The 19370-nt window shown below is 49.8% G+C and carries 14 protein-coding genes; 11 read left to right on the top strand and 3 right to left on the bottom strand.

Going from position 1 to position 19370, the window contains the following annotated elements; all coding sequences use genetic code 11:
- The first annotated feature begins 209 nt into the window (after window positions 1-209).
- From CWE09_RS07285 to CWE09_RS07275, 3 genes are all read left to right on the top strand, one after another.
- Window positions 210-1760 carry an AbgT family transporter gene (locus CWE09_RS07285; protein WP_126803317.1) on the top strand — a complete coding sequence of 517 codons (1551 nt, stop codon included), beginning with the start codon at window positions 210-212 and terminating at the stop codon, window positions 1758-1760.
- Between the two features lie 33 nt (window positions 1761-1793).
- A complete protein-coding gene (locus tag CWE09_RS07280) occupies window positions 1794-3599 on the top strand; it encodes a glycerophosphodiester phosphodiesterase family protein (RefSeq protein ID WP_126803316.1) in 1806 nt (601 codons plus the stop codon).
- A gap of 62 nt (window positions 3600-3661) precedes the next feature.
- Window positions 3662-4846 carry an MFS transporter gene (locus tag CWE09_RS07275; RefSeq protein WP_126803315.1) on the top strand — a complete coding sequence of 395 codons (1185 nt, stop codon included), beginning with the start codon at window positions 3662-3664 and terminating at the stop codon, window positions 4844-4846.
- Here CWE09_RS07275 and CWE09_RS07270 read toward each other — a convergent pair whose 3' ends face one another.
- Window positions 4847-7912: an efflux RND transporter permease subunit gene (locus CWE09_RS07270; protein WP_126803314.1), complete on the bottom strand. Its 3066-nt coding sequence runs from the start codon at window positions 7910-7912 to the stop codon at window positions 4847-4849.
- Window positions 7913-7914: 2 nt separating this feature from the next.
- Entirely contained in the window at window positions 7915-9009 is a 1095-nt protein-coding gene (locus tag CWE09_RS07265; RefSeq protein ID WP_157982831.1) for an efflux RND transporter periplasmic adaptor subunit, read from the bottom strand.
- Between the two features lie 112 nt (window positions 9010-9121).
- Between CWE09_RS07265 and CWE09_RS07260 the strand changes: the two genes are divergently transcribed.
- The 8 genes from CWE09_RS07260 (at window position 9122) to CWE09_RS07225 (ending at window position 18927) form a co-directional block, all read left to right on the top strand.
- Window positions 9122-10030 (top strand): LysR family transcriptional regulator, encoded by a 909-nt coding sequence (locus CWE09_RS07260; RefSeq protein WP_126803312.1) that lies wholly within the window; start codon window positions 9122-9124, stop codon window positions 10028-10030.
- 70 nt (window positions 10031-10100) lie between these two features.
- Window positions 10101-10484 (top strand): hypothetical protein, encoded by a 384-nt coding sequence (locus tag CWE09_RS07255; RefSeq protein WP_126803311.1) that lies wholly within the window; start codon window positions 10101-10103, stop codon window positions 10482-10484.
- A gap of 172 nt (window positions 10485-10656) precedes the next feature.
- Window positions 10657-13245: a bifunctional aconitate hydratase 2/2-methylisocitrate dehydratase gene (gene acnB, locus CWE09_RS07250; RefSeq protein WP_126803310.1), complete on the top strand. Its 2589-nt coding sequence runs from the start codon at window positions 10657-10659 to the stop codon at window positions 13243-13245.
- A gap of 232 nt (window positions 13246-13477) precedes the next feature.
- A complete protein-coding gene (locus CWE09_RS07245; protein WP_126803309.1) occupies window positions 13478-13930 on the top strand; it encodes a hypothetical protein in 453 nt (150 codons plus the stop codon).
- 135 nt (window positions 13931-14065) lie between these two features.
- Window positions 14066-15334 carry a nucleotide sugar dehydrogenase gene (locus CWE09_RS07240; protein ID WP_126803308.1) on the top strand — a complete coding sequence of 423 codons (1269 nt, stop codon included), beginning with the start codon at window positions 14066-14068 and terminating at the stop codon, window positions 15332-15334.
- A gap of 38 nt (window positions 15335-15372) precedes the next feature.
- Window positions 15373-16284, top strand: coding sequence for a glycosyltransferase family 2 protein (locus CWE09_RS07235; RefSeq protein ID WP_126803307.1), 912 nt, complete (start codon window positions 15373-15375; stop codon window positions 16282-16284).
- Complete coding sequence (gene ggt, locus CWE09_RS07230) at window positions 16281-17981, top strand: gamma-glutamyltransferase (protein ID WP_126803306.1); 1701 nt, start codon at window positions 16281-16283, stop codon at window positions 17979-17981. The genes CWE09_RS07235 and ggt overlap by 4 nt, the downstream gene beginning before the upstream one ends.
- The gene (locus CWE09_RS07225) at window positions 17917-18927 is read left to right on the top strand and encodes a Dyp-type peroxidase (RefSeq protein WP_126803305.1); all 1011 of its coding nucleotides are present in this window, start codon (window positions 17917-17919) and stop codon (window positions 18925-18927) included. Before ggt ends, CWE09_RS07225 begins: the two co-directional genes overlap by 65 nt.
- Here the strand turns inward: CWE09_RS07225 and argR are convergent.
- Entirely contained in the window at window positions 18902-19366 is a 465-nt protein-coding gene (gene argR, locus CWE09_RS07220; RefSeq protein ID WP_126803304.1) for a transcriptional regulator ArgR, read from the bottom strand. The genes CWE09_RS07225 and argR overlap by 26 nt on opposite strands.
- Window positions 19367-19370 lie beyond the last annotated feature (4 nt).

The following is a 19370-nucleotide window of genomic DNA, read 5'->3' as shown; positions in this document are numbered from 1 at the left end:
CATATAAAGTAGCCGTCAAAATGTAAGAAAATGTAGGACGTTTTAACAACCAATGGGGTCAGAGCTAAAATTAACCATTTTATTATTATCCAGTTCAAAGACTTAGTGAGTTCAGCGGTGATTTTTAGCTCTGACCCCAGGGGGATTCAATAATGGATGGAAAAGGGGTACCTTTATGCCCTGCGTAATTGACTGGGGTGCAGAGCGACGTGACGGATAATAAAGAATCAACAGATAAAGGCTTCATTGCCCTGATTGAGCGGGGCGGCCGGTTTATCCCGGATCCGGTGATTATATTTATATTTTTCCTATTCTTTGCCATAGCGATCAGCTGGGCACTCGGAGGGCTGCAGTTTTCTACTTTTGCGCCGGATGGCGGCGAAGTCACTCATGAAATCCGCAATATGCTAGCGGCTGAGAACCTGCGCTGGTTGTTTGATAATGCGCTACTGGACAACTGGCTAGGTTTTGGTGGTGGTGTTCTTGGCGTCATTCTTATCGTCATGCTGGGTGTTGGTGTGGCCGAGAATTCGGGGCTCTTTGCAGCGGTTTTAAAAAAAGTAGGGCGTAGCATTCCGACTCAATGGTTGCCATTGGTGTTGGTTTTTCTGGGCATTATGAGCTCTATTGCTACCGACGCCGGTTATCTGGTACTGATTCCATTAGCCGGTTTGTTATATGCCGGGCTGGGGAAAAATCCTTTGATCGGCATGGCGGCAGCTTTTGCCGGAGTGTCTGCAGGCTTTAGTGCCAACCTGATTCCTGCTACGCCTATTGATGTCATTATCGGGGTCAATGCTCAGGTGTTTGCTGAATCTCAGGGCATCCCTTTTGTGAATGCGGCGGGCGACCCGCTGACCCCAGCGACTATGAATTATTATTTTATTCTGGTATCGACCTTCGTGTTGGGCACTGCGGGCGCCTTGGTAACATTAAAAGTTGTCCAGCCGAGGCTGGAAAAGAAATCCTATGAGATCCCTGAGGAACTGCAGATATCAGACTTTGATGTATCTCGTGAGGAAAGCCGGGGACTGCGTGCAGCAGGCCTGGGCCTGGTCTTGTCCTTACTTGCTATCTGGGCACTGGCGGCGGGGCCGCTGGCACCTTACGAAACTCCGGAAGGGCAGACGATAAACCCCTTTTTGAATAATATTATATTGATGATCACCTTTGTTTTCCTCAGTGTAGGGGTCTTCTTTGGCGTCGCGGCGGGCAACTTTCGCAGTATGATGGATGTGGTCAAAGCCATGGTCAAACAAATGGACACCATGGGTTATATTCTGGTGCTGACCTTCTTTTGTTATAACTTTCTGGGGGTGCTTTCCTACTCGGGGCTGGGTTCTTATATTACTTATCTGGGCGCTACCGGTTTGAGTAGCATGGGTTTGCAGGAATTTCCCATTCTGCTGATCATTGGTTTTGTGCTAACCACAGCGCTGATTAATATTTTCGTCGGCGGTCTGACTGCAAAATGGATGCTGCTGGGACCTATATTTATTCCAATGCTGTACATGGTGAACCCGCAAATGACGCCGGACCTGGTGGCCGCAGCCTTTCGGGTGGCAGACTCAGCAACTAATATTATTACTCCGATGATGACCTATGCGGGGATCATTCTGGCCTTTATGCGCAAGTACAAACCTGAACTTAGTTTTGGTGACATGATTGCGATGATGATGCCGTATTCGCTCACTTTCCTGGGCGTATGGATACTCTTGCTAATAGGTTTCTTTACGCTGGGCATTCCACTTGGATTCTAACCGAGTGCCGGCCCACTGCCAGAGTTGTTGCTTATGATACGAGTCAGATTGCTAGCCCGCGATATTATTGCGGGAATTGATTACCATAAAAGACCTTTGCTGGCTTTTCATGTCTATTTTTCGTTGCTCGCTTTGTTTGCACTCAGCCCTGCTTCAGCCTGGCTGCTGGCGGCTTTGGTAGAGCTTAGCGGACAGAGTCTGGTTGGCAACGATGATCTGGTGCGTTTTCTGGTTACGCCAGCGGGTCTGTTCTGGTTAATGGTCTCAGCAACTCTGATTTCGGTATTAGTCTTCTTTCAGGCTGCGGGTATGATGCTGATTGCAGCGCGCGATGCTGATGATGTATTTCATACTGCGAACAACGCCTTATGGCGAGTTATCAAGCGCTTCCCAATCCTGTTAAAACTGGCGGCTATGCAAGTACTGGCTCACTTGCTGCTGGCGGCTCCGCTGTTGGCGCTGCTGGCGGTGCTTTTTCAGTGGTTATTAGGTGGTTATGATATTTATTACGTGATCAATGAACACCCCACTGAACTCTACTTTTTTACCCCCTTAGCGATACTCTTGCTATCTGCCATTCTGATCGGCAATGGTAGCTTGTACGTCAGCTGGAGCCTGGCTTTGCCGTTAGTTTTGCTGGAAGGTTATGCGCCGCGCACGGCGTTGCGCAAGAGTTGGCAACTAGTGAAAGGAGCGCGCTTTAAAATAGCCCGTATTGTATTACTGGTGGCCCTGGTGGTGGCCTCGTTACCGCTGCTTTTGGCGCTGGGCTTTGAAAGCCTGGGCGCCTTGCTGGTCTATATTATCCCTGGACCTGCTGCAGTTCAGGTGACGGTACTGGGCATGCTGATTGGTTTGTACGTAGTGTTCGCGGTACTGGTGTCTTTTCTGGCTATTAGTGCGAATAGCATGTTGCTGCTTAAAATTTATTTCCGTTGCTGTGGTCAGCAGGCCGGTAATTTTGCTGAGCTGGAACCGCGCACTACAGGGCCTCTGGCCTGGGGTATTGAGGCAGTTTTAGTGGTGCTGGCGCTGGGACAACTGGTGTGGGTAGCACAGAGTTTTGATGAACGAGAGCAGGTGACTATCACGGCCCACAGAGGTGCATCCTGGGATGCACCAGAAAACTCACTGGCTGCGATTGAGCTGGCGATCCAGCAGGGCGCGGATTACATCGAGCTGGATGTGCAACAAACCGCGGATGGAGAACTGATTCTTATCCATGACCGCGATTATCTGCGGGTGGCTGGAGATCGTCGCTCCATCTGGCAGGTTGATTATGCGGAAGTGCGGGAAATGGATGCGGGCAGCTGGTTTTCGTCGCAATACGCTGGTGAAAGAATTCCCACGCTGGCCGAAGCGGTTGAGTTAATTCGTGGGCGGGCGCAGTTGTATCTGGAAGTGAAAACCAGCCCGGCTATGCCAAATCTTGTACCGGACACGGTTCGTGAACTGCAGCGACTGGATTTTGTTGAGGAGACGGTAATGGCTGCTCTGACACCAGGTGTATTAGAGGAAGTGTTGCAGCTGGAGCCTGACTTTCGTACAGCGTTATTGGTGCATACCGCGATAGGTGTTCTTGCTAGCCATTCCTATGACGTGCTGTCATTGCGCGATGCTTTGGTAACCCCCAGTCAGTTGCGGGCTTCCCGCGATGGCGAATATGAGCTGCATGTATGGACTATCAATAGCCCCAGCGAAATGCATCGATTTATTGATATGGGCGTGGACAGTATTATCACTGACAGACCCGATGTGCTGAAAGCGGTTATGAAAGAAAGAGCCGGGTTAAGCAGCAGTGAACGTTTATTGCTGCGCATGCGGCATTGGGTCTGGTGAAGGCCTCTTAGTTTAGGGTATCATTTCGCGCCTGAATTCAGGCGCGCCCGGAGTGATATAAAATGCAGTACTTCAGTCAGCGACAGGTAGCGGTGGCCATACTGGCTATGGCATTAGGCAGTTTTGCCATTGGCATTGGTGAGTTTGTGATCATGGGGTTGCTGCCTGATGTGGGAGCCGCCTTTGCGGTCAGTGATACCCGGGCCGGTTATCTTATTAGCCTGTATGCCTTAGGTGTTGTTATTGGTGCGCCTTTAATTACCATTACCTGCGCTCGTTTTCCCCGCAAACCTATGCTGCTTATCCTGATGTTGCTGTTTGTTATTTGCAACTGGTTTAGTGCCAGTGCAGAAAGCTTCAGCACACTGTTAGCATTTCGCTTTTTTAGTGGTTTGCCTCACGGTGCTTATTTTGGCATTGCCTGCCTGGTAGCTGCTGATATGGTACGTAAAGACCAGCGTGGCATGGCGGTTACCCTGGTGATGATGGGGCTGACGCTGGCTATTCTTATCGGCAACCCGCTGGCGACCTGGTTTGGGCAGGTTTTCAGCTGGCGCGAAGTGTTCCAGCTGGTCGCCATTCTGGGGACGCTGAGCATTGTGTTGGTATTGTTCTTTGTTCCCGTGCACCCGCAGGAGAAGCGCAGTTCAGCCGTGCAGGAATTAAGCGCGCTATCGAAAGAGCAGGTATGGCTTACCCTGGCCATTGGTGCGGTCGGTTTTGGCGGCATGTTTGCCGTACTCAGCTACATAGCACCGACCCTAATGCTGGTTACCGGCGCGGCGCCGGGCTGGATCCCTGTGGCGCTGCTATTGTTTGGTATTGGTTCTCTAGCGGGCAGTATTGTGGGTGGCTGGGCTGCCGATCGTAATCTGAAATATGCCATTGGCGGTACTTTGCTATGGAGTGCGCTGATATTAGCCCTGATTCCTTTTACCTTGTCGTCATTGTGGACCGCTTTGCCGATGATCCTGCTAACAGGCACTGGTGGCGCTCTAGTGCCAGCTTTGCAGATCCGGCTAATGGATGTTGCCGGCCAGGCACAAACCCTGGCTGCGTCATTAAACCACTCGGCTTTTAATATGGCGAATGCCCTGGGCGCCTGGTTGGGTGGACTGGCGATTATTTCACCACTGGGTTATGAAGGTACCGGCTGGGTGGGCTGTATTCTTGCGCTGACCGGCCTGGCTATTTTCTGGCTGGCTAAACAGCGTAGCCGCCTGAGTGCGGCTACTGTTAGTTTGTGATTATGCGCGCACTGGCTTAATGCGCATAATCAGGCTGTACATGACAGGCACTACAATAAGAGTTAGCAGCGTGGCGAAGCCTAAACCAAACATAATGGCCACCGCCATGCTGGCAAAGAACTCGTCAAACAATAACGGAATCATCCCCAGTATGGTGGTCACTGCCGCCATGGCGACTGGGCGAACCCGGCTGACAGAAGCATCAAACAGGGCATCAAAAGGCGTTTTGCCACTGTCGTTTTCAGCATTGACCTGTTCCAGCAAAACGACGCCGTTTTTAATCAGCATACCGGTCAGGCTGAGCATACCGAGCAGCGCCATAAAGCTGAATGGCTGATTGGTCAGTAAGAGGCCAAGGGTGACACCGATAATTGACAGCGGCACGGTGGTCCAGATCACCAGCGCTTTGCGAGTAGAGCTGAATAAAAGCACAGTAATCACAAACATTAACAGGTACCCCATGGGCAGAGAGGTAAAGAGCGCTTTCTGGGCATCTCCTGAAGCTTCATGTTCGCCTCCCCATTGCAACTCATAACCGGACGGTAAGTCGATGGCTTCTATTAATGGCTGTATTCGAGCCTGCACTACCGCGGCGGTTTCGCCACTGAATAAATCAGGATCGGCCATAACAGTCAGTGTACGTTTCCGATCGCGTCTTTGTATGACAGAGTCTTCCCAGGCCAGCGGCATATCATGCACCACTTGAGCCAGGGGGATGTAGCGCTGCATGGTTGAACTGTAAATCTGAATGTCCTGCCAGTTATCCAGATCCCGTCGCTCATCTTCAGGAGCACGGACAACAATGGGCAAGAGATCGGTACCGTCGCGGTAAACACCCACCTCTTTTCCTTTAAAAGTAGCCAGCAGGAGCTCGTCCACATCGGCCTTATTGATCCCGACCCGACGCGCGGCGGTTTCATTAAACTGGGGTTGCAGCACTTTCGCACGCTCACGCCAGTTATCCATAACATTGACAGCCGTTGGGTCGGCTTCCAGTATTTGTTTCGCCTGACTGGCCAGATTGCGCAGCACCTGGGGGTCGTGGCCAATGAAACGAGCCTCTATTTTGGCTATGGTTGGTGGCCCTATTTCCATGCGTCGCAGTTTAATGCGAGCGTCTGGATGATTAGCCGCAAAGTAGTCGCTGGTGTCATGCATCAGTTGTTGCAGACTGTCCATCGACTTGCCTTTTACAATCAGCTGAGCATAGTTTTCATGTGCTTTTTCTACCATATAGGTAAGCGTGAAGCGTAGAGCGCCCTGACCAATAGTGGTGGCGACATGCTCAACATCTTCATGTTCTATTAAAAACTGCTCTGCCTGCTTAATGTCTTCACTACTCGCTCGGATATCAGTCCCCTGCGGATACCAGATCTCGACATAGTAAAGCGGGGTGTTAGCGGCCGGGAAAAAAGCCTGTTTAACATAACCAAATGAAATGACGGCGATAACCAGAAGCGCGGCCATGACGGTTACCGTCAGCAAACGAAAACGCAGACAAAAAGCGAGTAAGGACCGGTAAGTCGAGTAGAAAATACCTTTGTAAGGGTCGTCGTTCACTTCGGAGTCTGGCCCCTTAGCGGGTTTATTTTTTAATAAACGCTCGCCTAAAAAAGGTACCAGGGTTAAGGCAGTAAACCAGCTTAACAGCAATGAAATCAGCAGCACCCAGAACATAGAACCGGCAAACTCACCCGTTGCATCGGCAGAGAGCCCAATAGGTGCAAAAGCAATAATGGCGATCAGTGTAGCGGCTAATAGTGGCCACATGTTTTGCCGTATAACGTCTTGCGCTGCCTGTAGTTTACTGCGTCCGCGCTGAATACCAACCAGCATGCCTTCGGTGATCACTATAGCGTTGTCGACCAGCATACCCAGTGCGATGATTAAGGCACCCAGCGATACCCGGTGCAGATTAATGCCGGCAATGCTCATAAAAATAAAGCTGCCTAATACCGTAGCTAACAATACGATGCCAATGATGAGACCTGAGCGCAGGCCCATAGTGACAAGCAAAGCCAGCATCACAATGACGACAGCCTGGGCGAGGTTAATCAGGAAACCTGTCACGGACTCATCAACTTCGGCGGGCTGATTATAAATCGGCGTCAGTTGCATTCCTGCAGGTGTGGCATATTCCAGTTCAGCCAGCCGCTGTTCAATTTGCTGACCGACCTTGACCACATTCACGTCCGGTGAAAAAGACAGTCCCAGCCATACAGAAGCTTGTCCCTGATAACGCAATATGTGATCGGGAATAGGTTCTATAGCGCGGTAGATTTCAGCGACGTCGCCCAGATAAATCTGTTCACGGGCACCTGGGTTACTGATGATCAGGCCCGCCATAGCTTCTACCGAAATAAATTCACCACTGGTGGCAAAACGCACCGCGTCGTCGTTGAGTTGAATGCGACCGGCATTGGAAACCGTGTTCTGATTTTGCAGTAGATCATAAATCCGCTCTGGCGGTATACCCAGGTTGGCTAACCGGGCGCGGGAGATTTCGACCATAACCTGTTCTTGCTGGGTGCCTGAAATAGTAGCTTTGCCAATGCCATCAATAAGAACCAGTTCACGCTGCAGATAGCGGGCGTGATCATGCAATGCTTTATTGGAATAACCTTCACCAGTTAGCGCCAGTAATACGCCGTAGACATCGGCAAAATCATCCATGACCCTGGAGTTACCAGCCCCAGGGGGCAAACGGCCCTGATTGTCATTCACTTTGCGTCGCAGTTCGTCCCAGATCTGTTTTAATTCCCGGCTGCGGTAGGTGTCTTCAATTTCGACGGTTATCTGCGATAATCCCGGCTTAGAAATAGACGTGATGTGGCGTATATAGGGCAACTCCTGAATTGCGCTTTCCAGGCGATGACTAACCTCTTCTTCCACTTGTTGCGCGGAAGCTCCCGGGTAGGGGGTAATGACCAACGCTTGCTTGAGGGTGAATTCAGGATCTTCAAGACGGCCAAGGCTTTGCAGGGCCACAGCACCGCCTACTAAAAGAATAAGCAGTAGTAACCAGCTGTTGGTACGTTTTTGAATACTGTACTTAGCGACATCCATGTTTACAGACCCCGCTCACGAACCCAGGGTTTTACTCTTTGACCATCACTTAAATGATGCACCCCGGCATGCACAACTCGATCACCTGGTTGCAGGCCTTCGATAACCTGCAGGCCGTCGTTGGTCATGTCGCCAATACGTATTGGATGCAGTTTTACATGGCCATCATCGTCATTGTCACTGTGGTACAGCCAGACATAGGCGATGCCGGGTTGCAGTGGTTTGTCATCGGGTGCAAAAACGGCAGAGGCGGGCACGAGCAAGGAGCTCTGGATATCCTGCGTCATCAGGTGAGCATCAATTAAAACGGTAGCGGTCATGCCGGGTAAAATATTGACGTTAGCAGGGGCCGGTAAACTGAAGACGACCCGATAGGTGTTTGTGGCAGGATCAGCAACCCGATCCCATTCGCGAATACTGGCTTTAAAAAACTGCCCGGGTAAGCCGTCAAAGAGCACATCAGGCTGATAGTCCAGGTCACGACGCACTCGGGCAAACAATCGCTCAGGCACTTGAATACTGACGTCGATCAAGTTGTCTACCTGCAAGGTTAGAATGGGTTGCTGGGGTGATACATTTTCGTGTTTTTCAACATGCAGACTAGCGACCACACCTGCGAAAGGTGCTTTCAGGCGGGTATATTCAAGATTTGTCTGAGCCCGGTTCAGTTCTGCTTCAGCGATACGTAAATCAGCCTGCGACTGATCGAATTCAGCTGGAGAGATCAGATCCTGCTGCTTCATACGTTGATTTCGACGGTGTTGCGCGTCCAGTAACTCAGCACGAGCCGAGGCCTGTTCCACCGCCAGCTCATAGTCCTGGGCATCTAAAGCCGCGACTAGCTCTCCGGCATCGACCGATTGGCCCGGGCGAAAAGGCAGGGTATCCACCTCACCGCCTACCCGAAAAGCCAGTTCTGCGGTTTGCGTTGCTTCTACTACCGCGGGGAAACGGCGAATCTGGCTGCTGCTATCATCTGCTACAGTCAGCAAGTTGACAGGACGAGGAGCTGGATCGCCGTCAACTTCTTCGACCGGTGAGCAGCCCGTGGCCAGCAGAAGGCCGGCAAACAGGCTAAGGGTAAGTCGTAACAACATGATAATCCTCATGAAATAAAAGAGTAGCCGCAGTATAGTATGAGCCTAGTGTAGAACATAAATAATTAAAGTAATATTGAATAAAATTAAGTAACTTATTAAGGTTTTATGGATGACTATATGGCAGCTGCAGGTTTTGCAGGCGGTAATTGAAGAAGGTAGTTTGCAGGCGGCTTCAGCTAAGCTCTACCGCACTCCTTCTGCGTTGAGTATGACCTTGAATAAGCTGGAGCAGGATTTAGGTTTCGCTATTCTTGAGCGCAGTGGTTATCGGCTTTCCCTGACTGGCCAGGGTGAGCAATTTATGCGTCATAGTCATGAGCTTCTGCGTCAGCATTCGCGGCTGGAATCTCTAACCTCGCAGCTGCGCTCTGGCGCTGAGCCGAGATTGCAGGTGGCTTATGATTACACTTGTGATGCTGGAGTTCTGTTGCAGGGGCTGCGCCAGGTGCAGGAATCTTATCCTACTACTGAGTTGCTAATCAGCGGCTATTCACAATTAGGTGCCCTGAAACAGGTGCAGGAAAAACAGGCAGAACTGGCGTTAACGCCCTGGCTGCCGGTATTCCAGCAACGCGCTGATTTTGAAAGCTTATTTGTACAGAACTTCGAATTAGTGGTGGTCATGGCTGATTGCATGATTGCCAGCCGGGGCCTACCCACAGAGCGCCAGGACCTGACCGACTTACCTTATATTTTGCCTCGCCATATGGACATGGGCATAAACCCGGAGCAAATATTCCGTATTAGCGGTCAGTCACGTATTCGGGTTAATGATGTGCAGACGTTAATTCTGTTTCTTAAAGCAGGTATGGGGTGGGGCATAGTGCCACGGCAACTGATTGCCGCCGATATCGCTGCCGGTACTTTGGTGGAGCTGGATATACCGGGTTTTATGGATCGTATGAGCGCCGAAGTACACTTGGTAAAACTGGCGGGTACGGTGCTGGGACCTGCGGGTGAAGGCTTGTGGCAGTTTTTTGCGCACTTTGATAAAGAAAAACATCAACAGCTACAGTAACCTGGCATGCGCTTTGCTTTAACCTTTGAAGAAGACGCTATCACTACTCATAATAAACAGGTGCCCGAACGTGGATGTAAATATTCCTTTTAACCCGTCAGTGACTCCCCCTAAGGTACAAAGTGCCAATACCCAGTCGCAGCAACAGTCGGGTGAGGGTAATAAAAAACAGTTTGATCCTGAGCAGCTGAAAGAAGAGAAGCTGGCGCAGGAAGCTGGACGCGAATTCGCTGATAAAGGCACGGAAGTAGCCTCTTCCGCTAATGCAAATGCGGCCACAGTGGAGTCTACTCCAGCGCAAAGTCGTGAAGTCAGTGACGCCCGCCGCAACGCCGAGTGGTCACGTACTGGCGGCACACCAAACTGGTCATCACTCAGTGCGCAGACTCAGGGTTATACAGTAGTGGAACGCGCCCTTAATCTGTATCGTCATATTTCTGCCATCCCGGTTTAATCGGGGCATTATATTGTTGAGCGTACATCAGCTATAAATACCATGAATGGCCGACATGGTTGTTTAAAACGCGAGCTAAATTCAAATTGACTGCTAAATCCCGTATAATGCAGCTGTTTTTCCAATGACTGGCCGCTTTTCTGCGGCGGGTCCATATTAAGAGGAAGCAGTAGTGTTAAAACAGTATCGTGAACATGTTGCCGAGCGCGCAGCAGAAGGCATCCCACCAAAGCCACTTAACCCAGAGCAGGTTACCGAGTTAGTTGAGCTGCTTAAGAATCCACCGGCAGGCGAAGAAGACTTCCTGTTTGAATTATTCAGCGAACGTGTACCACCGGGCGTCGATGAAGCGGCTTATGTGAAAGCGGGTTTCCTGGCTGCTATTGTTAAAAACGAAGACAGTTCGCCTATTATTAGCCGTCAGCAAGCGGTTAAGTTGTTAGGCAATATGCACGGCGGTTACAACATCGTGACTTTGGTTGACTTACTTGACGACAGTGAGCTGGCTGAATTAGCGGGTGAAGAACTGAAACAGACTATTCTGATGTTCGACGCTTTCCACGATGTGGAAGAAAAAATGAAAAAGGGCAATGCAGTTGCTAAAGCAGTTGTAGAAAGTTGGGCTGAAGCCGAATGGTTTACCAGTCGCCCTAAACTTGCAGACAAAATTACTGCCAGCGTATTTAAAGTACCAGGTGAAACCAACACTGACGATTTATCGCCAGCTCCGGATGCCTGGTCACGCCCTGATATTCCATTACATGCTAAAGCCATGTACAAAATGCCACGTGAAGGCGTAACTAACGCTGAAGAGCAAATCAAAGAACTGAAAGAAAAAGGCCATCCGGTTGCTTTTGTAGGCGACGTAGTAGGCACGGGCTCTTCACGTAAGTCAGCGACCAACTCGGTATTGTGGAATATCGGTGAAGACATGCCAGGCACGCCGAACAAACGTACCGGCGGTATCTGCATTGGTAGCAAGGTCGCTCCTATTTTCTTCAATACTATGAAAGACACCGGTACCCTGGTCTTTGAAGCCGATGTTGATCAAATGAACACAGGCGACGTGATTCATATTTACCCGTATGCCGGTAAAATTGAAAACGAGCAGGGTGAAGTCATTGCCGAATACAAGTTCGCTTCTGAAGTAATTCTGGATGAAGTACGTGCCGGTGGCCGTATTAACCTGATTATCGGACGCGGTCTGACAACTAAAGCACGTGAGTCCCTGAACTCTGGCCACTCAGACTTGTTCCGTGTTCCTGAGCAGCCTGGTGATAGCACTAAAGGTTATACACTGGCGCAGAAGATGGTCGGTAAAGCTTGTGGTATCGATGGCGTTCGCCCAGGTACCTATTGCGAGCCTAAAATGACCACCGTAGGTTCTCAGGATACTACAGGACCTATGACCCGTGATGAACTGAAAGATCTGGCTTGCCTGGGCTTCAATTCAGACCTGGTGATGCAGTCGTTCTGCCATACTGCGGCCTACCCTAAGCCTGTTGATATCGATACTCAGCACACGCTGCCGGACTTCATTATGAACCGTGGCGGTGTTTCACTGCGTCCAGGTGACGGCATTATCCACAGCTGGCTGAACCGTATGCTACTGCCTGATACCGTAGGTACCGGCGGTGATTCGCATACTCGTTTCCCACTGGGTATTTCTTTCCCTGCCGGTTCAGGCCTGGTTGCTTTCGCCGCAGCTACTGGTGTTATGCCACTGGATATGCCTGAGTCAGTACTGGTGCGTTTTAAAGGTAAAATGCAGCCGGGTGTGACTTTACGTGACTTAGTACATGCCATTCCTTTGTACGGCATTAAACAGGGTCTGCTAACCGTAGAGAAACGCGGTAAGAAAAATGCATTCTCTGGCCGTATTCTGGAAATTGAAGGCCTGGATAACCTGACTGTTGAGCAGGCGTTTGAATTGTCAGACGCTTCTGCTGAGCGTTCAGCGGCTGGCTGTACCATTAAGATGTCCGAAGATTCAGTGGCTGAATACTTGCGTTCTAACGTGACCATGTTGCGTTGGATGATCAGCGAAGGTTACGGCGATCAGCGTACCCTGGAGCGTCGTGCCCGTAAGATGGAAGAATGGCTGGCGAACCCTGAGTTGATGAGCGCGGATGCGGATGCTGAATACGCAGAAGTGGTAGAAATTGACCTGAATGAAATCAAAGAACCTATCCTGTGCTGCCCGAATGACCCGGATGATGCGAAAACATTGTCTGAAGTAGCGGGTAACAAAGTAGATGAGGTATTCATTGGTTCTTGTATGACTAACATTGGTCACTTCCGCGCTGCAGGTAAATTGCTGGAACAGAATACTGAAGCGTTGAAAACTCAGCTGTGGATCGCACCTCCGACTAAGATGGACGAAGCACAGCTGATGGAAGAAGGTTACTACAACATCTATGGTCGCAACGGCGTGCGCACGGAAATGCCAGGCTGTTCATTGTGTATGGGTAACCAGGCACGGGTGGAAGCCGGTGCTACCGTACTTTCTACTTCAACCCGTAACTTCCCCAACCGTTTAGGTGACGGTGCCAATGTGTACCTGGCCTCAGCCGAGCTTTCGGCGGTTGGTGCTATTCTGGGCAAAATCCCGACTCGTGAAGAGTACATGGAGTATGCACAGAACATCGACGCTATGGCTGGCGAAGTGTATAAGTACCTGAACTTTGACCAAATGCCAGAGTTCAAAAAAGCGGAAGATAATGCCAAGTTGAGCATTATCCCGACTATTAACGTTGCCTGATAAACTTACGGGCAATTAACCTTGCTCTGTAAGCTTTAACGGAAACAGTGACAAAACCGGCACTTGGTTGCCGGTTTTTTTATTTTTAGTGCTGCACTATATATTTGTGAATATCAGGCTGCACAAGGGCTGGATCTGGGTTCTTAATTTCCGGATCGGTCTTTGCAAGGTTAATTTTGAGCCTGTCGTCGGCAGGTATTTACATACACTGCAACCAATTTTGGAGGCAATTATGGATCTGACAGCCCTGTCAGGCGTAGCCGCCCCGCAAAATCAGCGGATTGATAAGGAAGATAAGTCGGAAAAGCAGCAGCCAGTGCAGCCGCAACCCATTCCACCGCAGACGATGGCGCAGATAAGCCCTCAGGCGCAGCAAATGGCTGATGCCGAAAAAAGTCTGGGACAGCGTTTCGATGTTCAGAATCTGACTGAGTCAGATTTTGCAGAATTGCGTGATGAACTCAGAGGCAATGGGATGATTTCTGAGCTTGAAGCCGAAGAGTTAACCTCTTTATTTGAGGAAGGGCAGAAGTCTGTTGCTTCGCTAACGAGTGGTTCAGACCAACCCCAGAATCTAATGAATATGCTACAGGAACAGGTTGAAACCGGAAGTGCTGACGACTCTCGTTTGGGTGGCCTCTTCAATTTATTCAACGCTATGGACGTGCAGCAGAGTCAGGTCTGATTCAGGCTTTTAGCCGGTGGCCCCTGATTCGGCCCGATATTATGCAGAATTAGTGTGAAAAGGATGTATAAAGCCCCCTGATGCATTAGCATTAGGGGGCTTTTTATTTTTTAGCCAGCAGTGTGAGGTAGACAAGTGGCAGATAAGATTTGTGTGGTAGGGCTAGGCTATGTAGGCCTGCCGCTTGCAGTTGCTTTTGCAGAGCAATATAAGGTCGTCGGTTTTGATGTTAACCAGCAGCGTATTGAAGAGCTGGGTAAAGGTTATGACCTGACTCATGAGGTTTCTGCTGAGCAATTGCAGAGCGTGGCTGAAAACATTAGTTACAGTGCTGATATTGAAGATGCGCGGGATTGTACGATTTATATTATTACCGTGCCTACCCCGATTGATTCAGCTAATCGACCGGACTTACAGCCTCTTATTCTTTCTTCAAGAGCGGTAGGCCAGGTGTTACAGCCTGGCGACCTGGCTATTTATGAGTCCACCGTCTACCCCGGAGTAACGGAAGAAATTTGCGTACCTGAACTGGAAGGTGTTTCTGGCCTGATCTTTAACCAGGATTTTCACTGTGGGTATTCACCAGAGCGGATTAACCCAGGCGATAAAACCAATACGTTTAAAACCATTATGAAAGTGACTTCAGGCTCGACCCCTGAGGTGGCTCAGCGGGTGGACAAGCTCTATGCATCTGTTGTCACTGGCGGCACTCACCTGGCATCAAGCATTCGGGTGGCTGAGGCGGCAAAGGTAGTCGAAAACACCCAACGGGACGTTAATATTGCTTTAATTAACGAGCTTGCGCTTATTTTTAACCAGATGGGCATTGATACACGTGAAGTGATAGACGCGGCAGCGACTAAGTGGAACTTTATCAAGCTGTTCCCAGGACTGGTCGGCGGACACTGTATTGGAGTGGATCCGTATTATCTGACTTTTAAAGCGGAAGAGCTGGGTTATAAACCAAACCTCATTTTGTCGTCGCGATTAATAAATAACGGTATGGGCAAATACGTTGCCGAGCAGACTATCCGCAAAATGATTGCACAGAGCATTCTTATTAAAGGCTCTCGTGTGCTGATTCTGGGCTTCTCGTTTAAAGAAAATTGCCCGGACATTCGCAATACGAAAGTGGTGGATATTATCAGCGAATTGCGTGACTTTGGTGTGCAGGTTGATGTGCATGACCCCGGCGTGGAAAACAGTGAACTGGAAAAATTTTCAAGCTTTGGTATTTGTGATGACCCGATGCAATGCCCAGGTGAATATGATGCGGTGATTGTTGCCGTTGCTCACGATGAGTATAAAACTTACGGCGATGCGGATTACCAGAAGATGTGCCGCGGCGAGTCATTGATTATTGATGTCAAAGGCATAGTACCCACGCCGAGCTGGCGCCTGTAAGGCGCTTTATCTGAAACCGACAATAAAGAGAAATAAGAATGTCAGATAATCTTACATTTGAGGTGCAGACACCGTGGTATCAGGGTATTCAGGAGCTGGCGCTACGGCTTGCAGTAAGTAAGTTACTGCCTTTGCGAGCATTTTATGCGAAGCCCCCCGCGAGTGTTTCGGGCAAAGAAGGTAAACTGAGAATTGAAATAGTCAGTCACTGCTGGCGTTATTCGCATTTACACGCCTATCAGCTGAGCTCGCTGGTGAATAACCCGCCGCAGAATGTGGAAGTGATTATGACGGTGTTTCACGCGGCCGAAGATGAAGCCACGGTGCAGTTACTGGACTTTTTCGCAACTAAGAAAGTCCCCAATGTGCGCTGGAACTGGCAGCAGATTCCGGCCCCTGATTTATTTCGCCGTGCCATTGGCAGAAACCAGGTGGCTTTAAATACCGAAGCAGATTGGGTGTGGTTCGCCGATTGCGATTTAGTCTTTGGTGATGGTTGTCTGGACGGCCTGGGACAGTCATTACAGGGGCGGGATGATTTTCTGGTATTTCCCCAGCAGGAACGTATTACGCCGCTACTAAGCAACGATAGCCCTATGCTCAAACCCAGTAAAGAACCAAAAGTGGTTTCGGTTAATGTCGAGGACTTTAAGCTCAGAACTTTGGAACGTGCGGTAGGTGCGTATCAGATAGTGCATGGCGATATTTGTCGTGATATGGGGTATTGTAAAGACGTCAGTGCTTATCAGCGACCTACGGACCGCTGGAAGAAGACCTTTGAAGACCGCACCTTTCGCTGGCTGCTGGGAACTCATGGTGTGCCAGTTGAGGTGCCAGGTGTTTACCGCATACGGCATATTGAAAAAGGGCGTTATCACGGTAATAAAGGAGTCACTGGAATGCGTAAACAGATACGTAAAGTACAGGACTCGCAACGGGAGAATTCATGAAAGCACTTATTACAACGCTGGCAGTTGCTGGCTGTACCTTTTTTGCTGGTCAGGCGGCCGCCTATGACCGTATTACTGGTCATCATTTTGCTTCGCGCTCTGAAGTCATAGCGCCGAATGCCATGGCTGCAACAAGCCAGCCCCTAGCGACACAAGTAGCCCTCGACGTTATGCAGGCAGGTGGTAGTGCTGTAGATGCTGCGATTGCAGCCAATGCCCTGCTGGGATTGGTGGAGCCAACTGGAAACGGCATCGGTGGTGACCTTTACGCTATTGTCTGGGATGCTGAGTCTGAATCTCTGCATGGTATCAATGCATCAGGACGTTCACCGCAGAGCCTGACATTAGATTATTTTATTGAAAACGGTTATGAAAGCATTCCACAGCGCGGAGTTTTGCCGCTGTCCGTGCCTGGTGCTGTAGATGGCTGGTTTGAGATGCATGAGAAATTTGGCAAGCTGTCGATGGAAGATATTCTTAAACCTTCAATCGATTATGCCGAACAAGGTTTTCCGGTCACTGAAGTGATTGCTTATTACTTTGAGCGTAACGCCGAGGTGCTTAAGGACTATCCGGGATTTGCTGAGGTCTTTATGAAAGAAGGCCGCACACCGCGAAAAGGCGAGATGTTTAAGAACCCTGATTTAGCTAACACCTACCGGCAAATCGCCAGTGGTGGTCGGGACGCTTTCTACAAAGGCGATATTGCCCGGACTCTGGGGGATTTCGTACAGGAACATGGCGGTTTTCTGAGTTATGACGATATGGCTGCGCATGAGTCGGAGTGGGTGGATCCGGTTTCCACCAATTACCGGGGATATGACCTGTGGGAATTACCACCGAATACTCAGGGCATAGCCGCGCTGCAAATTCTCAATATTCTGGAAGGTTATGATATCGCAGAAATGGGCTTTGACAGTCCTGAGTACGTGCATCATTTTACTGAAGCTAAAAAGCTGGCCTTTGAAGACCGGGCCAAGTTTTACTCCGATACGGATTTTAACGACATTCCGGTGGACTGGTTAATTTCAAAAGAATATGCCAGCGAGCGGGCTCAGTTGATTGACAGTGAGCGTGCCGGCCGCGCTTATGAACCGGGTAACCCTCCGATGAATGGCGATACTATTTATCTGACCGTTGCGGACAAAGACGGCAATATGGTGTCCTTGATTCAGAGTAACTACCGCGGTATGGGTTCAGGTATTACACCAGAAGGTCTGGGTTTTGTGATCCAAAACCGTGCTGAGTTATTTGCGCTGGATACTGACCATATGAACGTGTATGAACCAGGCAAACGCCCGTTTCATACTATTATTCCTGCGTTCGTCACCAAAGACGGCAAACCTTATATGAGTTATGGCGTTATGGGTGGCGGTACGCAGCCACAGATGCATGCGCAGATCCTGATCAATATGATTGATTTTGACATGAACCTGCAGGAAGCTGGTGACGCTCCACGTATATTGCATTCGGGGTCTAGTCAGCCGACTGGTGAAATTATGGACGACGGTGGTGTGTTAAGTCTGGAGAATGGTTTCTCTGATTATACTCGTCGTGAATTAACTAAAATGGGCCACCGCTTACAGGAAGCTGTAGGACCTTATGGCGGTTATCAGGCGATCATGAAGGATCATGAAGAAGGTGTTTACTACGGTGCATCAGAAAGTCGCAAAGACGGGCATGCGGCCGGTTATTAACAAACCGCAAACCGGGATCTGTGCTGAAACCAGCCTGCATGGGCTGGTTTTATTATTGAACAGTAAACCCGGGCAGCTGGATTCGCTACGCGAAAAACTCAGTGGTTTTCCTGAACTGGTAACTAATTTAGACCAGCGTTTTTCGGAAGCTTTGCTCAGTGTAGTCATGGCTTTTGGCACTGAATGCTGGAATCAGTTATGGCCAGCTCACCGACCTCGTCAGCTGGCCACATTTCCAGAAATAGCAGACAGCCACTATGTGCTGCAGGCCACTGATTTTGATATGGTTATTGTGTTGCGTTCTGACCGTGCCGATTGCAATTATTTTGCTGGCCGGGTGCTGCTGGAGTGGTTGGCTCCGGATGTCTGGTTACAACATGAGCAACCCCTGTTTCACTACCTGGATAACCGTAATCTGTTTGGTTTTCCCTGTGTACCGGACAACCCTCATGGGCGCTTGCGTCGCGAAGTCGCTTTGTTAAATGATGAAGACGATGAGTTGCTGGCGCAGGGGAGTTACCTGTATTTGCAGCAGTATGAGCTGGATATTAAAGCCTGGCAGGCATTAACGGTGGAAAAACAGCGGCAGATTATGGGGCGTGAAAAAGTGAGCGGTAAATTCTGGCCTGGAGATCAGCCAGGGCATGCTCGCAAGGCTTCACTGGCATTGAGCGATCCGGGTAACCCGGTACTGGTCTGGCAACAGTTGCCTGCAGCCGACATGCGCAATCAGCGGCAGTTGGATCTGTTATGGAGCCGTAGCCCGGCAGCGATGCAAAAGTGGCTGAAGCGGCGTTTTGTGCCGGATCGGGACGGTTATTGTGACCCTCTACTGGATTATATGCAAAGCAACCTCAACGCGGCATTCTTTGCGCCACCGCTGAACTGGTTTAAGCGCACTTCAGAACAAACAGAACAAACTACACCCGCTCAAACAGAGCTTTGATCTTTGCCAGGGTAAAGTCAATATTCGCCACTTTGATCGGCGCAATGAAAATCGTATCATCGCCTGCAATAGTTCCCAGAACTCCTTCTTTACGGCCTACTGAGTCGAGTAAGCGGGCGATCAACTGAGCAGCGCCAGGAGAGGTGCGGATAATGACCATCACGTCGTTATGTTCGATTTCCAGAACCAGTTGACGCACCGGGCTTTTTGCTGACGGAACACCAAGTTCGGCAGGCAGGCAATAAACCATTTCCTGCCGTGCATTGCGGGTTCGCACCGCACCGTATTTACTGAGCAGTCGTGAAACTTTGGACTGACTTATATTTTGAAAACCCTGTGCTTTGAGAGCATCTACAATTGCAGTTTGTGAACCGTAACGCTCTTCTTTAAGCAGGGCCTTAAAATGTTCTACTAAACTTTCCTGTTGTGCGTTTGCCATATGT

The sequence above is a fragment of the Aliidiomarina minuta genome (assembly GCF_003987145.1).
GTDB lineage: Bacteria > Pseudomonadota > Gammaproteobacteria > Enterobacterales > Alteromonadaceae > Aliidiomarina > Aliidiomarina minuta.
This window is presented reverse-complemented; position numbering and strand designations above follow the sequence as displayed.